Genomic DNA, 15285 nt, shown 5'->3' with positions numbered 1-15285 from the left:
GGTTGCCCGAACCATCACAAAAACCACGAAAACGTTTCTCCAACTCCGCTCCGCTGGGCTCCGAACGGAGCAACCCGGCCCCCGCGGAATGGCCGGAATCAGCCGCTCCAGCAACAAGACAGATCACTCGAATACTCGAATAGCGGCCGAACCGTACGGGCGAATCGAGGCTGGGGCGTACGGGCGAACCGCACGGGCACACCACTACGACGTCGGCACATCTGACGGGTGCGGACACATCACGACGAACCGCCCATGACCGCCACTCCTCCCCCATCGCCCCGCCCCGCCCCTCAGAGCGGCGCTTCCCACGTCACCATCGTCCCCGCCCCGTCCTCACCCAGGCCCGGTCCGTACGTGCTGGACCCGCCCAGCGACTCGGCCCGCTTCGCGAGGTTGCGCAGGCCGCTGCGCCGGCCACCGTCCGGGATGCCCACGCCGTCGTCGGCGACCGTCAGCCGTACGCCGTCCCGGCCGTCCGGCAGCTTGATCATCGAGTCGACGACGACCTCGATGCGTGAGGCGTTCGCGTGCCGGAAGGCGTTGGACAGCGCCTCGCGCAGCGCGGCGATCAGGTTCTTGCCGGTCAGCTCGCCGACCCGGGCGTCCACCGGGCCGATGAAGTTCGCGGACGGCTGGAAACCGAGCGGTACGGCGGCGGTGCCGATCTCCCGCAGGACCCGGGTCCGCAGCCCGGACGGCGCCTCGGCCGGGCCCTGTTGCAGCGCGAAGATCGCGGTACGGATCTCCTGGATGGTGACGTCGAGTTCGTCGACGGCCTTGCCGATACCTTCCTGCACCTCCGGCACGACCGACCTGCGCTGGGCGCTCTCCAGCATCATCCCGGTCGCGAAGAGCCGCTGGATGACCAGGTCGTGCAGGTCGCGGGCGATCCGGTCGCGGTCCTCGTAGACGGCGAGGCGTTCGCGGTCGCGCTGCGCGTCGGCCAGGACGAGCGCCAGCGCGGCCTGGGCCGCGAACTGGGTGGCCAGCGTGCGTTCGGCGGCGGTGAAGGGACGCGCGCCGCGTTCCCGCGGTGTCGCCAGGGTGCCCAGTACCCGGCCGCCGCTCTTGAGGGGCAGCATCATGCTCGGGCCGAACCGCGGCGCGACATCCGTGACCATCCGCGGGTCGGTGGCCGAGTCCTCGACGAACACCGGCTCCCCGGCGAGAAGTCGCGCGGCCACCGGACTCTCGGACGGCATGTGGGTGCCGATGAGGCCGGCGGGGTCGTCCGCCGACGCCGCGACGATCTCCAGGCCGCCGTTCTCGGCGGGCAGCAGGACGATACCGGCCGCGGAGTCCGCCAGCTTGCGGGCCTGTTCGGCGACGACCGCGAGCGCGTCGTCCACGTCGCTGCCGGCCAGCAGCGCGGTGGTGACCGCGGCCGCGCCGTCGATCCAGCGCTCCCGCTGCCGCGTCGCCGCGTACATCCGCGCGTTGCCGATCGCGATGCCGGCCTCGGTGGCGAGCACCCGCACCATGTGCAGGTCGCCCTCACTGAACTCGCCGCCCCCGCGCTTCTCGGTCAGATAGAGGTTGCCGAAAATCTCCCCCTGGACGCGGATGGGCACCCCGAGGAACGTCCGCATCGGCGGATGGCCCGGGGGAAAGCCCGCCGACCGCACGTCCTGGGTCAGGTCGGCCAGCCGCAGCGCCTTCGGGTCGTGGATGAGCGCGCCGAGCAGTCCCCTGTGGCCGTCGGGCAGCGCGCCGATCCGGGCGTGCTCCTCGGCGCTGACCCCGTACGTCACGAAGTCCGACAGGCCCTCGCGCGACTCGTCGATGATCCCGATCGCGGCGTAGCGGGCGTCGGCCAGCTCGGCGGCGGTCTCCACGATCCGGTCCAGGGTGATGTGCAGGTCCAGGCCCGCGCCGACGGTGCGCATCGCCTCCAGCAGCTGCGGGACCCGTGCGGTCAGCTCGGTCGACAGGCCCTGGAGGCTGCGGGTCGCCTCGGTGGCCGCTTCCATGGGGTCGTGCGTTGCCACGGCGTCGGGGCCGGTGGGCACCCCGGAGCCCTTGTCCGTGCCCGTACGCGCCCCGGTGCCCGTACCGGTGTCCGCCTCGGTGCCCATGGGGTCGGAGGGTCCTGTCGTGACTGCCATGGGACGAGCCTAATAGTCGCTTTCCTGAGGAAAGCCTCCTATGCGGCAATTCGGACGCCGGACCGGTCCACCCCGGACCGCCCCGGGCTGCCACGTCACCCCGGTCCGGGCGTCCGCCGCCACCGTACGCAGCGGCCGCCCGCACCCGTCGTTCTTCAGCCGTTCACCGCACCCGCCAGCTGTGTGTCCACCCCGCGTACGCCACCGGCCCGCGCGTCCACGGCCCGCTCGCGCTCCCGCATCCGGCGGAACGGGCCGTCGGCCGCCGCCAGCTCCGCGTAGGTACCGTGCTGGACGGGCCGCCCCCCGTCCAGGACCAGCACCTCGTCGACGGCCTCCAGGCCCTCCAGACGGTGCGTGATCAGCACGGTCGTACGGCCTTCGGTCGCGGCCAGCAGGTCGGCGGTCAGCGCGTCGGCCGTGGCCAGGTCGAGGTGCTCGGCAGGCTCGTCCAGCACCAGGACGGGGAAGTCGGCGAGCAGCGCGCGGGCCAGCGCGAGCCGCTGCCGCTGGCCGCCGGAGAGCCGGGCGCCGTGCTCACCGACCATCGTGTCCAGCCCGTCGGGCAGCGCCCGCACCCAGTCGGCGAGGCGGGCCCGCGCGAGCGCGTCCCACAGTTCGTCCTCGCCCGCTCCGGTACGGGCGAGCCGCAGGTTCTCCCGTACCGAACTGTCGAAGAGGTGGGCGTCCTGCGCGCACAGGCCGACCTGCCGGCGTACGGCGTCACCGTCTGCGGCCGCCGCATCCACACCGCCCAGCGTGTACGAACCCGCCTCCCGGTCCAGGAAGCGCAGCAGTACCTGGGCGAGCGTCGTCTTGCCCGAACCGGACAGGCCGACGACCGCCAGGCGCCGCCCGGCGGGCAGGGTGAATCCGACCCCGTCCAGCGCAGGGACCCGCTGCCCGGGGTACCGCGCGGTGAGCCCTTCGACGACCAGCGGGAACGGGGTGTCCGGCACCGGTACGGCCACCGAGCCGGCCGGTTCGCGGACCGGCTCCGGGGCGTCCAGCACCTCGAAGACCCGCTCGGCCGCCCGGCGCGTGCGCTGCCGGTACTGCACGGCGAGCGGCAGTCCCGCGACGGCCTCGAACGCGGCGAGCGGGACGAGGACCACGACCGCCAGGCACACGCCCGCCAGCCGCCCGTCATGAACGGCCTGGACACCGACGGCGGACGCCGCGGCCACCGTCAGTCCGCACAGCAGCGCGGACAGCCCGGACCCGGCACCGGCCGCGGCCGCCGAACGGGACGCGATCCGGGTCAGGTCGCGGTCGGCGCGCCGGGTCCGGTCGACGCGGGACGCGAGCGCGCCCGACACCGTCAGCTCGGCCGTGCCGGTGAGCAGGTCCAGGACGTGCGCGGAGAGCGCACCACGGGCGGGGGAGAGCTGCCGCTCGGCGCGACGCGCGAGCACGGCGGACAGCGCGGGCACCCCCGCACCCGCGAGCAGCAGTCCAGCGGCGAGGACGGCACCCGCCTCGGGCAGCAGCCACGCGGTGAACCCGACGGAACCCGCGCCGACCACCACGGCCGACCCGACCGGCAGCAGCCACCGCAGGAAGTAGTCCTGTACGGCGTCGACATCGGCCACCAGGCGCGACAGCAGGTCACCGCGGCTGCGCTCCCGCAGCCCGGCGGGTGCCAGGCGCTCCAGCCGCCGGAAGACGGCCACGCGTACGTCCGCGAGCATCCGGAAGACGGTGTCGTGCGCCACCAGCCGCTCCGCGTACCGGAAAACGGCCCGGCCGATGCCGAAGGCCCGCGTCGCGGTGACCGCCACCATCAGGTACAGCACCGGCGGGTGCTGCGCCGCCCGGGAGATGAGCCAGCCGGACGTCCCCATCAGGCCCACGGCGCTGCCCAGCGCCAGGCTGCCGAGCAGCAGCGCGAGCCCGAGCCGGCCCCAGCGGGCCCGTGCCAGGCCGCGCAGCCGCGCCAACGCCGGACGCCGTGCGCCGGCCACGACTTCCGGGCCGCTGCCGGTCTGCGACGCCGCAAGATCGTCGCGTACGGCTTCCGCTGCTTCGTCCGGTCCGGCAGCCACGGAGTCCCCCGCGACGTCACCCGGTCCGGTCCTCGCCGAGTCCCTTGCCTCATCACCCGGCCCGGCAGCCGCAGAGTCCATCGCGGCCCCGGCCGGGACGGTTGCCGCGGCTCGCGGGGCACTGTCCCGTGCCTGCTCCGCAGGCGTCACCGGCCCCGCCAGCCGCACCGTTCGGTCCGCCACCGCCAGCAGCGCGGGCCGGTGCACGACCAGGAGCACCGTGCGTCCGGCCGCCAGGCGGCGTACCGCATCGACGATGCCCGCCTCCGTCTCGCCGTCCAGGTTCGCGGTCGGCTCGTCGAGCAGCAGGACCGGACGGTCGGCGAGGAACGCGCGGGCCAGAGCCAAGCGCTGCCGCTGACCTGCCGACAGGCCCGAACCGCCCTCGCCGAGCACGGTCTCCGCGCCGCCGGGCAGGGCGGAGACGAAGTCCAGGGCACCGGCGTCGCGGAGCGCGGCACGTACCGCCGCGTCGTCCGCGTCGGGGCGGGCCAGCCGTACGTTGTCGGCGATGCTGCCCGCGAAGAGGTACGGGCGCTGCGCCACCCAGGCGATCTGCCGGCGCCAGTCCGCCGGGTCGATGGCCGCCAGGTCCCGGCCGCCGACCCGTACCCGTCCGGCCGCGGGTGCGGTGAAGCCGAGGAGGACGTTCAGCAAGGTGGTCTTGCCCGCGCCGGAGGGACCGACGAGCGCCACCGTCTCCCCGGGCCTGACCTCGAACGACGTCTCGGGGAGCGACGGTTCGGCCCGGCCGGGATGGCGTACGACCAGCCCCTCGACGGACAGCGCGGTGCTGTCGGGAGCGGGCTGGTCGCCCGTCGTACGCAGCGGTGTCTCCAGCACCGCGAAGATCTCCTCGGCCGCCGCCAGCCCTTCGGCCGCCGCGTGGTACTGCGCACCGACCTGCCGCAGCGGCAGATACGCCTCGGGCGCCAGGATCAGCACCAGCAGGCCCGTGTACAGGTCGAGGTCGCCGTGCACGAGCCGCATGCCGATGCCGACCGCGACGAGCGCGACCGAGATCGTGGCGAGCAGTTCCAGCGCGAAGGAGGACAGGAAGGCGATCCGCAGGGTGCGCAGGGTAGCGCGGCGGTACTCGCCGGTGATGGCACGGATGGACGCCGCCTGCGCCTTGGCCCGGCCGAAGACCTTCAGCGTGGGCAGCCCGGCGACGACGTCCAGGAAGTGTCCCGACAGCCGCGACAGCAGCCGCCACTGGCGGTCCATGCGGTTCTGCGTGGCCCAGCCGATGAGGACCATGAACAGCGGGATCAGCGGCAGCGTCACGACGATGGTGGCGGCCGAGATCCAGTCGCCCGTGACGATCCGCACCAGCACCGCGACGGGCACGACGACCGCGAGGCCGAGCTGCGGAAGGTAGCGCGCGAAGTAATCGTCGAGGGCGTCGATGCCGCGGGTGGCGAGGGTGGTCAGCTCCCCGGAACGCTGGGCGCTCAGCCACCCCGGCCCCAGACCGGCAGCAGCCCGCGTCAGCAGCCGCGTCCGCAGCTCGGACTTGACGGCGGCGCTCGCTCGGTGTGCGGCCAGCTCCGTCAGCCAGGCCACCAGGCCCCGGCCGGCGGAGACCAGCGCGAGCAGCAGTACCGGTGTGCTCAGACCGCCGAGACCGAGGTCGCGCTGGAACGCGCCGACGACGACTTCGGCGATGAGCATGGCCTGGCCGATGACCAGGCCCGAGCCGGCCAGCCCGAGCACCACCATCGCGGCGAGGAAGAAGCGGGTGGCGCGGGCGTACCGCAGCAGGCGCGGGTCGACGGGTTTCACGTGAAACAACCTCTCCCGGGCGGAAGTTGATCAGTGGGGCCCCGGCCGGGGCCCCACCGGGGGAGCCTTCCTAGTGCGCATCGGCGATGTGCTGCGTACCGATCCGCTTGCGGAAGACCCAGTAGGTCCAGCCCTGGTAGAGCAGGACGATCGGGGTGGCGATGCCCGCGCACCACGTCATGATCTTCAACGTGTACGCGCTGGACGAGGCGTTGGAGACCGTGAGGCTCCAGCTCTCGTTCAGCGAGGACGGCATCACGTTCGGGAACAGTGTCAGGAACAGCATCGCGACCACGGCGACGATCGTGACGCCGGAGAACGCGAACGACCATCCCTCCCGCCCGAGGTGGTTCATCACCAGTCCGGCGACCAGCGCCACCACCGCGACGGCCATTGCGACCAGGGACGTGGCATCGCCCTTGTCGAGCTGGGTCCAGCCCAGGAATCCGACCGCCAGCACCGCGGTGATCAGGCCCAGAACGGTGGCCGTCCGGCGGGCCCGCTGCCGGATGTCCCCCAGCGTCTTGAGCGAGGCGAACACCGCACCGTGGAAGGTGAACAGCGTCAGCGTGACCAGGCCGCCGAGGAGCGCGTACGGATTCAGCAGGTCCAGGACGCTGCCGACGTACTCCTTGTGCGCGTCGATCTGCACGCCCCGCACGATGTTGCCGAACGCCACACCCCACAGGAACGCGGGGAGCAGCGAGCACCAGAAGATCGCGTGCTCCCAGTTGCGCTGCCAGCGCTCCTCGGCCCGCTTGACGCGGTACTCGAAGGCGACACCGCGCACGATCAGGCAGACCAGGATGAGCAGCAGCGGCAGGTAGAAGCCGGAGAAGAGGGTGGCGTACCACTCGGGGAAGGCGGCGAAGGTCGCGCCGCCCGCGCTGAGCAGCCACACCTCGTTGCCGTCCCAGACCGGACCGATGGTGTTGATCAGGACCCGCCGCTCGCTGCGGTCGCGGGCGAGCAGCTTGGTCAGGACGCCGATGCCGAAGTCGAATCCTTCGAGGAAGAAGTACCCGGTCCACAGCACGGCGATGAGTACGAACCAGACGTCATGGAGTTCCACGGTCGCCCCCTAGTACGAGAAGGCCATCGGCCGGTCGGCGTCCGCGTGGTCGCCGCCGATCTTGGTGGGCGGGTTGAGGTCGTCGTCCGTCAGCTCCGGCGGCCCGGCCTTGACGTACTTGACCAGCAGCCGGACCTCGATGACCGCGAGGATCGCGTACAGCAGCGTGAAGACGGTCATCGACGTGAGCACCTCGCCCTGCGAGACACCCGGAGAGACCGCCGAGGAGGTCTTCAGCACGCCGTACACGGCCCAGGGCTGGCGGCCCATCTCGGTGAAGATCCAACCCCAGGAGTTGGCGATGAGCGGGAATCCGAGGGTGACGAACGCCAGCGACCAGTAGAGCTTGCTCAGGCGCGCTCCCAGCACCTTGTTCCTGGTGAGCGCCAGGTTGGGTGGCTCTTCGTCCCCCGTCCGCAACCCTGGCGCGAGCCAGAACTTCTTGCGGGTGAGCCAGAGCCCGGCCAGGCCGATGGCGAACGAGGCCATGCCGAAGCCGATCATCCAGCGGAAGCCCCAGTAGGCCACCGGGATGTTGGGCCGGTAATCACCCGGACCGTACTTCTGCTGCTCGGCGTGGTTGACGTCGTTGATGCCGGGGACCGGCGTGGAGAAGTCGTTGTGGGCGAGGAAGGAGAGCAGACCGGGTATCTCGATGGCGACCTTGTTGTGGCCCTTGTCGACGTCTCCGTAGGCGAAGACGGAGAACGGCGCGGGTCCCTCCTTGTCCCACAGCGCCTCGGCGGCGGCCATCTTCATCGGCTGCTGCCGGAACATGACCTTGCCGAGCTGGTCGCCGCTGATGGCGGTGAGCGCGCCGGCGATGACCAGGGTGACCAGGCCGAGCCGCAGCGAGGTGCGCATCACCTTGACGTGCTTCTTGCGCATCAGGTGGTACGCGGCGATGCCGACCATGAACGCGGCGCCGGTCAGGAAGGCGGCGGTCAGCGTGTGGAAGACGACGACGAGCGTGGTGTCCTGGGTCAGCACCTTCCAGAAGTCGGTCAGCTCGGCGCGACCGTTGGCGGCGTTGTACTTGTAGCCGACCGGGTGCTGCATCCAGGAGTTGGCGGCGAGGATGAAGTAGGACGACAGGATCGTGCCGATCGAGACCATCCACATGCAGAAGCAGTGGATCTTCTTGGGCAGCTTGTCCCAGCCGAAGATCCACAGGCCGATGAAGGTGGACTCGAAGAAGAAGGCGATGAGGGCCTCGAACGCGAGCGGGGCGCCGAAGACGTCACCGACGAACCGCGAGTAGTCGGACCAGTTCATGCCGAACTGGAACTCCTGGACGATGCCGGTGACGACACCCATCGCGATGTTGATCAGGAAGAGCTTGCCCCAGAACTTGGTGGCCTTGAGGTACTGCTGCTTGCCCGTCCGCACCCATGCGGTCTCCAGCCCGGCCACCAGCGCGGCAAGGGAGATCGTGAGGGGGACGAAGAGGAAGTGGTAGACGGTCGTGATGCCGAATTGCCATCGCGCCAGGGTCTCTGGCGCCAACGCCAGGTCCACGTCGGGTCTCTCCTTACGTCGCCGTGTGCTGTCTACGGCTGCTTCGCCCTGTTTTGTCCCGATGGAAGCGGTACATAAAGGGCGGGCTTGTGAACGCGTTCACATTCACAAGCAATTATCACCCATGGCTGATTCCTGACCATGACGGGGGGTGCGTGACTACGGTCACGCACCACAGGAACCCGCGCGGACCTGCCGCGCGCTTCAACGAGACAGCTCCGGCACCGGACTCACGGTCGCTCCGGAGGACGACACACAACAGGTCGTCGTGCCGGGCACGGGCGCCGCCTGGCGAGCTACGGGCGGAGCGGGCCGGGGTGCCATACGGAGATCCCGTACGGAGATCCCACGCGGAAAGCCTGCACAGGGACTCCGTACAGGTATCGAGCGGGCGTGATCGTCGTGTCAGGGAGAGCAGGCGTGCGCCCGCCCGGCGCACGCCTCTGCCCGCTCAGCACACAGCTTCTCGCTGGTCACAGCGATGCTCGGAACGCTGCCGTCGCTGTCACAGCTCCTTGCGGAACTCCTCGGCCGCCTGCAGGAACAGGTCCATCGCCGCGGTCTCGCCGATCGTCACGCGCACACCCTCACCGGGGAAGGGGCGGACCACCACGCCCGCCTTCTCGCACGCCGCCGCGAAATCGAGCGTACGGTCGCCCAGCCGCAGCCAGACGAAGTTCGCGTGCGTCTCGGGGACCGTCCAGCCCTGCGCGGTCAGCGCCTCGCAGACCCGGGCCCGCTCCGTGACCAGCGCGTCCACCCGTTCCATCAGCGCGCCCTCGCTGCGCAGCGACGCCACCGCCGCCTCCTGCGCGAGCTGGCTCACGCCGAACGGCACGGCCGTCTTGCGCAGCGCGGCCGCCACCGGCTCATGGGCCACCGCGAAGCCGATCCGCAGCCCGGCGAGCCCGTACGCCTTGGAGAAGGTCCGCAGGACACAGACGTTGGGACGGTCCCGGTACAGCTCCAGGCCGTCGGGTACGTCCGCGTCGCGGTTGAACTCCTGGTAGGCCTCGTCCAGGACGATCAGGATGTCGCTGGGCACCCGGTCCAGGAACGCCTCCAGCTCCGCCCGGCGGACGACGGTGCCGGTGGGGTTGTTGGGGTTGCAGACGAAGATCAGCCGGGTCCGGTCGGTTATCGCCGCGTACATCGCGTCCAGGTCATGCACCTCACCGGAGGTCAGCGGCACCTGGACGGACGTGGCACCCGCGACCTGGGTGACGATCGGGTACGCCTCGAAGGAACGCCACGCGTAGATCACTTCATCGCCGGGCCCGGCCGTCGACTGCACCAGCTGCTGGGCCACGCCCACCGAACCGGTGCCCGTCGCCAGGTGCTCGACGGGCACCGAGAAGTGCTCCGACAGCTCGGCCATCAGGCCCGTACAGGCCATGTCCGGGTAGCGGTTGAAGGCCCCGGCCGCGACCACCGCGCTCTCCAGGACGCCGGGCAGCGGCGGGTAGGGGTTCTCGTTGGAGGACAGCTTGTACGTGACGGGACCGCCCGTCGCGGCCGGCTTGCCGGGCTTGTAGGTGGGGATGCCGTCCAGCGCAGCGCGCAGCTTCGGGCTCTTCTCGCTCACCGCAGGTTCCTCCTCGACCGTGCCGTCCGTCTCCAATACTGCACACCTTATGAGGATTGCTCCGTCAGGCGTAGGCCCCGGCCGGTACGGATGCCGCTTCGGGGCGGCGGTCCGGCAGGAGGCGGCGGTCCGATAGAAGTGGGTGCCGACGGACCACGGTCGCGTCGCCCGCGACCCGCCGCACCGCCGGAAGACCACCTTCCTGGAAAACCGCCTCCCTGGAAATCCGCTTCCCCGGGTATCCGCTTCCCCGGGACATCCTCCGCCGGAAGACCGTCCGGACGGCACACCGTCCCACCGGAAGATCGCCCCGCACCCCCTCCCCACTGCGCACAGCCCTTGGGGAGCGCTACCCCCTCCGTCACGCGCCGGTGGCTCGCGCCGTGGCGCGCATCCCTCGTGAAGGTGACTTGAGACCTCTTCGAGACCTGGACCAATCGGCAGGGGACTCCCGACCTTCCTCAACCAGTCGCTGGCGTATGCCGCCAACTCCCTTGGTTTCGTAGGGCATCCGGGGCACAAAGGCGTGCAGAAACGTGCCTTTCCACTCCTGCACGCAGCGCCCCGCGAAAGGACCGCCCGAGCCCTACTATCGGCTCGCCATGACAGCAGCAGGGAAGCACCAGGTGAGCCGGTCGACCGGTCGCCGGCTGGGGCGGGCAGGCATCCGGGACGTGGCCGCCGCAGCCGGGGTATCCATCACGACTGTCTCCGACGCGCTCAACGGCAAGGGCCGGCTTCCGGATGCCACCCGTCGCCACGTCCGCGAGGTGGCCGACCGGTTGGGTTACCGCCCTTCCGCCGCCGCCCGCACGCTCCGTACCGGCAAGTCAGGGCTCATCGGCCTGACCGTCACCACCTACGGGGATGAACCTTTCACCTTCACCGAATTCGCGTACTTCGCGGAGATGGCCAGAGCCGCCACCTCGGCGGCGCTCGCCCGCGGGTACGCCCTCGTCATCCTGCCCGCGACCTCCCGCCACGACGTCTGGTCGAACGTCGCCCTCGACGGCACCGTCGTCATCGACCCGGCCGACGGCGACCCCGTCGTCACCGAGCTCGTACGGCACGGCATCCCCGTCGTCTCCGACGGCCGCCCCGGCGGCACCCTCCCCGTGATGGGCTGGGTCGACAACGACCACGAGGCAGCCGTCCTCGGCCTCCTCGACCACCTCGCCGACGCCGGTGCCCGCCGCATCGGCCTGCTCACCGGCACCACCACCGACACCTACACCCGGCTCTCCACCACCGCGTACCTGCGCTGGTGCGAGCGCGTCGGACAGGACCCGGTGTACGAGTCCTACCCCGCCCACGACCCGTGTGCGGGCGCGGTGGCCGCCGACCGGCTGCTGGCCCGTCCGGACCGCCCGGACGCGGTGTACGGCCTCTTCGACCCGAACGGCACCGACCTGCTCGCGGCGGCCAGACGCTACGGACTGCGCGTCCCCGAGGACCTGCTGCTCGTCTGCTGCAGCGAATCCACGGTCTACGCCACGACCGAACCGCCGATCACCACCCTCTCCCTCAAGCCCCGCCGGATCGGCACCGCCGTCGTCCAGCTCCTCATCGACGCCATCGAAGGGCTGGACAGCGGGCGGCCGGTCGAGCAGGTGATACCGACGGACCTGATCGTGCGGACCTCCTCCCAGCGCAGGTCCACACGGACGACCGTCAGTCCGCCGCGGGGACCGGCCGGGGCCTGAGGACCGCCGGTCACCGCGAGGGCCCGCCGAGTCCGACCGTCACACGTTCGAGCGGCCGTGTGGACGCGCTTTTCGCGTCCACACGGCCGGAGGTTTGTGTGGGGCCGCCCCCACCGTCGGAGATACATGAGAGGCCCGCGTTCGGGAGGGGAAGGGCGAACCGACGTCGCCGCCTCCCGGCCGGCGTTCCGGCGCGCCACGCCGAAGTGCCCTCCCCGGCGACTTCGTCACGTCGTACCGTCGTCCTGCCCCGGCCGTGCCGCCCGCCCGGCACCCCGTCGCCCGAGATAAAATCGGGTGGATCCCGGAGAAAACGGCAGCGAACACCGGGCGCCGAGCGATTGACCACCCCCGGGTGCGTCACAACCCGCGAGCGGCATTCCTATGATGGGCGCACGACACCACGGACCGCCGTCGACCAGGCAAGGTCCGCGAGGTGCACGGCGGCGCGATGGTGGAGGGGTCGATGACTCAGGGGGCCAGTGTGGGACCCATGGTGCGGACCATGCCGGCACAACCTCCGGCTCCGGCACAGCCGCCTGCTCCGCCGGTGCCCCCGGCTCCCGCGGTCCCCCCGCAGCCGCCGGCACCCCCGGCGTCCATGGGCGCGCCCGCCGCCCCGCACGGCATGCCGCCCGAGTACACGCCCACCGAGCGGTCCCTGCCGGTCATCGGCGCCGGCGCCCCGGCCGGTGGCGGCGGCCACACGGAGGGCCGTACGGACCTCCCGCCCGTCACCCGTACGGACACCCTCATCGACCGCCCGACCGTCGACCTGTCAGCGGTGCCCGAGTCGGCCGCACCGGCCTCCGAGCAGCAGGAGGGCGGCGGCCCGCTCTACGTCGTCGGAGACGTGCACGGCTATTACGACGAGCTGCGCGAGGCGCTCGCCGCCGAAGGCCTCATCGACGCCGACGGCCAGTGGGCCGCCGGCAACGCCCGCCTGTGGTTCCTCGGCGACTTCACCGACCGCGGCCCGGACGGCATCGGCGTCATCGACCTCGTCATGCAGCTGTCCGCCGAGGCGGCCGCGGCCGGCGGCTACTGCAAGGCCCTGATGGGCAACCACGAACTGCTGCTCCTCGGCGCCAAGCGGTTCGGCGACACCCCGGTCCAGTCCGGCGCCGGCACCGCCTCCTTCCAGGCCGCCTGGCTCCTCAACGGAGGCCAGAAGACCGACATGGACCGCCTCCAGGACCACCACCTGCAGTGGATGGCCCGGCTGGACGCCGTCTCGGAGGAGGACGGGCACCTGCTCGTGCACTCCGACACCACGGCCTACCTGGAGTACGGCGACTCCATCGAGGACGTCAACGACACCGTCCACGACGTCCTGACGCGCAGCGACGCCGACGAGGTCTGGGACCTGTTCCGCAAGTTCACCAAGCGCTTCGCCTTCCGCGACGAGGAAGCAGGGCCCATGGCCGTACGCGAACTCCTCGACACCTACGGCGGCCGGCGCGTCGTACACGGCCACAGCCCCATCCCGTACCTCCTCGGCGAAGTCGGCGGCGAGGACGACGAAGGCGAGGGCGTCGCCGTCGACGGACCGCACGTCTACGCCGACGGGCTGGCCATCGCCATGGACGGCGGGATCACCATGGCCGGAAAACTACTGGTCGTCCAACTTCCCCTGACTGCCTGACCGTTATCCGGGCAGGGTAGCGGCAGGTAGGGAAGTGGCGCAGCGGGGTTCCAGCTGGACAGGAGCGGTCCCTATTTCCGCAAACACCCTGTCACCCCGTGCCGGAGGCGCTCTACCATCGGTCTATCCGTAGCAGGCTCTCCTCCGTTTCCGCCCACTGCCCGGCCCACGCCGGCCTGTACGGCCCTACGGAGCATCGGGGGATGCACATGAACAGCGCTCCGCACCTGCTGAACGAGGATCGCGCGGAATTCGCGCGGCTCCTCGACGAGGCGCTGCGCACCGCGGAATACCGACCGGAAATGACCTCCGCGGCGGGTAAGCACCTCAACACCGAGCAGTTGCGCACCATGGCGCTCAGCGCCACATCCGCCATCGCCGCATGCGCGACGGCCGAATACCGACACTATGTACGGCTCCGCGAGGAGCTGCGCGCTCCGGCGCCCGCACCGGACGCCGGCGGCGTGGAAGGCCGTGAGGAGAAAGGCGCTTCCGCGGACGGACCGGGGATCGACCTCGCCACGACCGTGGGCGAAGTGGCGGAACCGGCCGGTGCCGGGCTGGCCGCGATGCTCGCGGTCCTGGCCCCGGTACTGGCGGGGATCGCCGCCGTCCTGTTCCTGGTCATCGGGTACATCCTGCGGACGGTCGGCACCGACCCGTCCGCCGCCCAGCCGATGATCAGCGTCGGCTGGGTCTTCGCGGCGCTCACCGCCGCGGGGGCCCTCGTCGCCATGGCGAGCCTGGTCCACGCGGCCTGGCGCAACGGCTCCACCTCGCTCCGCGCCCCACGCACCGGTGACGGCCGGGGCGGCCGGACCCGGGAAGTGGACCTCGCCCGGGACGCCTGGCGGCAGGCGCTCCTGGAACGCGGCATACTGCCGTTCCTGCGCGAGGCCCTGACCGACCCGGCCGGCGTCAACGGCCACGGCACGGCTCGGTACGTTCCGCGCCGCGGCGTCGACGGCGGCAACCGTATCCCGTCCCTGGGCTACTCACGGCCCGACTTCACCAGCCCGGACGGCGGCCCGCCCGCCGCTCCCCGACCCCGCTTCACCAGCCCGGACTTCACCAGCCCCGATTACGGCGGTCCGGATCACCATCCTGAATAGCGCCCAGCACGACGACCGAGGGGGCCCGGTGCCGGGTCCTCTCGGTACGCGTGTCCGGCCGGCCCCGCCCCGATGGAGTGAAATGCGGTTTATCGTGCCGTGGTTGGGGTTTGGGAGACTTACGTTCGGCGGTGGAGGTGATGCTCACCATGAGCACGCATGGCACACCGCGGCACAACCATGTGGTGGGAAACGACGCGATCAATGTCGACGACTTCGTGTACGCGGCTACGGCAGCACGAGTACGAAGGCTGACGCTGCCGAACGGGAAGCACTGGTTCCCGGCCACGGATCTCGCGGCCGAGCTGGGCTACTGAACACGCGCCAGGCGCTTCTCCGACACGTGCCGAAATCCTGCATCCAGTCACTCGGCGATCTTGCACGAAGCGTCTACGGGGTAGACACATCGTGCAAGATTGCAGGTCACGGGCTCAAGAAGTCGATGAACATGGTGAATCTCGAAGGACTCATCATGCTGGTCAACGCCTGCACGAAGCCGGAAGCCGAGCCGTTCAAGAACTGGGTGTCCGAGGTCATCGGCACCGTCCAGCGGGACGGTGCATACATGTTGGAGAAGGCGCCGGTACAGCCTGCATCCAGCGGGCCCGTGGCTTATGCCATGCCCGACCAGGTAGCCGAAGCCATCGTCCGCCTGGGAGCGCAATCATAACCGCGCAAGCCGCTCCGACGGCCTTGCGCAAACCGTCCGTGG

At 71.0% G+C, this 15285-nt stretch carries 8 protein-coding genes and 1 pseudogene; 4 read left to right on the top strand and 5 right to left on the bottom strand.

What is annotated here, in order from left to right; all coding sequences use genetic code 11:
• Positions 1-293: 293 nt before the first annotated feature.
• The 5 genes from ACZ4Z1_RS09105 to hisC form a co-directional block, all read right to left on the bottom strand.
• Positions 294-1973, bottom strand: a complete 1680-nt coding sequence (locus ACZ4Z1_RS09105; protein ID WP_468486298.1) for a GAF domain-containing sensor histidine kinase — start codon at positions 1971-1973, stop codon at positions 294-296.
• Positions 1974-2263: 290 nt separating this feature from the next.
• Entirely contained in the window at positions 2264-5938 is a 3675-nt protein-coding gene (cydD, locus tag ACZ4Z1_RS09100; RefSeq protein WP_468485936.1) for a thiol reductant ABC exporter subunit CydD, read from the bottom strand.
• Between the two features lie 70 nt (positions 5939-6008).
• Positions 6009-7010, bottom strand: coding sequence for a cytochrome d ubiquinol oxidase subunit II (gene cydB / locus ACZ4Z1_RS09095; RefSeq protein WP_468485935.1), 1002 nt, complete (start codon positions 7008-7010; stop codon positions 6009-6011).
• Between the two features lie 9 nt (positions 7011-7019).
• Positions 7020-8528 carry a cytochrome ubiquinol oxidase subunit I gene (locus ACZ4Z1_RS09090; RefSeq protein WP_468485934.1) on the bottom strand — a complete coding sequence of 503 codons (1509 nt, stop codon included), beginning with the start codon at positions 8526-8528 and terminating at the stop codon, positions 7020-7022.
• 505 nt (positions 8529-9033) lie between these two features.
• Positions 9034-10113: a histidinol-phosphate transaminase gene (gene hisC / locus ACZ4Z1_RS09085; protein WP_468485933.1), complete on the bottom strand. Its 1080-nt coding sequence runs from the start codon at positions 10111-10113 to the stop codon at positions 9034-9036.
• Between the two features lie 602 nt (positions 10114-10715).
• Here hisC and ACZ4Z1_RS09080 point away from each other — a divergent pair.
• The 4 genes and pseudogenes from ACZ4Z1_RS09080 to ACZ4Z1_RS09065 all read left to right on the top strand — a co-directional run.
• A complete protein-coding gene (locus ACZ4Z1_RS09080) occupies positions 10716-11816 on the top strand; it encodes a LacI family DNA-binding transcriptional regulator (RefSeq protein WP_030665397.1) in 1101 nt (366 codons plus the stop codon).
• Positions 11817-12267: 451 nt separating this feature from the next.
• The gene (locus ACZ4Z1_RS09075; protein ID WP_468486297.1) at positions 12268-13461 is read left to right on the top strand and encodes a metallophosphoesterase; all 1194 of its coding nucleotides are present in this window, start codon (positions 12268-12270) and stop codon (positions 13459-13461) included.
• Between the two features lie 203 nt (positions 13462-13664).
• Complete coding sequence (locus ACZ4Z1_RS09070; protein WP_468485932.1) at positions 13665-14573, top strand: hypothetical protein; 909 nt, start codon at positions 13665-13667, stop codon at positions 14571-14573.
• A gap of 149 nt (positions 14574-14722) precedes the next feature.
• Positions 14723-15228: pseudogene (locus tag ACZ4Z1_RS09065) on the top strand (BRO-N domain-containing protein); the annotation flags it as partial.
• Positions 15229-15285 lie beyond the last annotated feature (57 nt).

It is taken from the genome of Streptomyces sp. NPDC030165 (assembly GCF_055573595.1).
The sequence above is the reverse complement of the archived record's forward strand: the minus strand, read 5'-3'. Positions and strand labels throughout refer to the sequence as shown.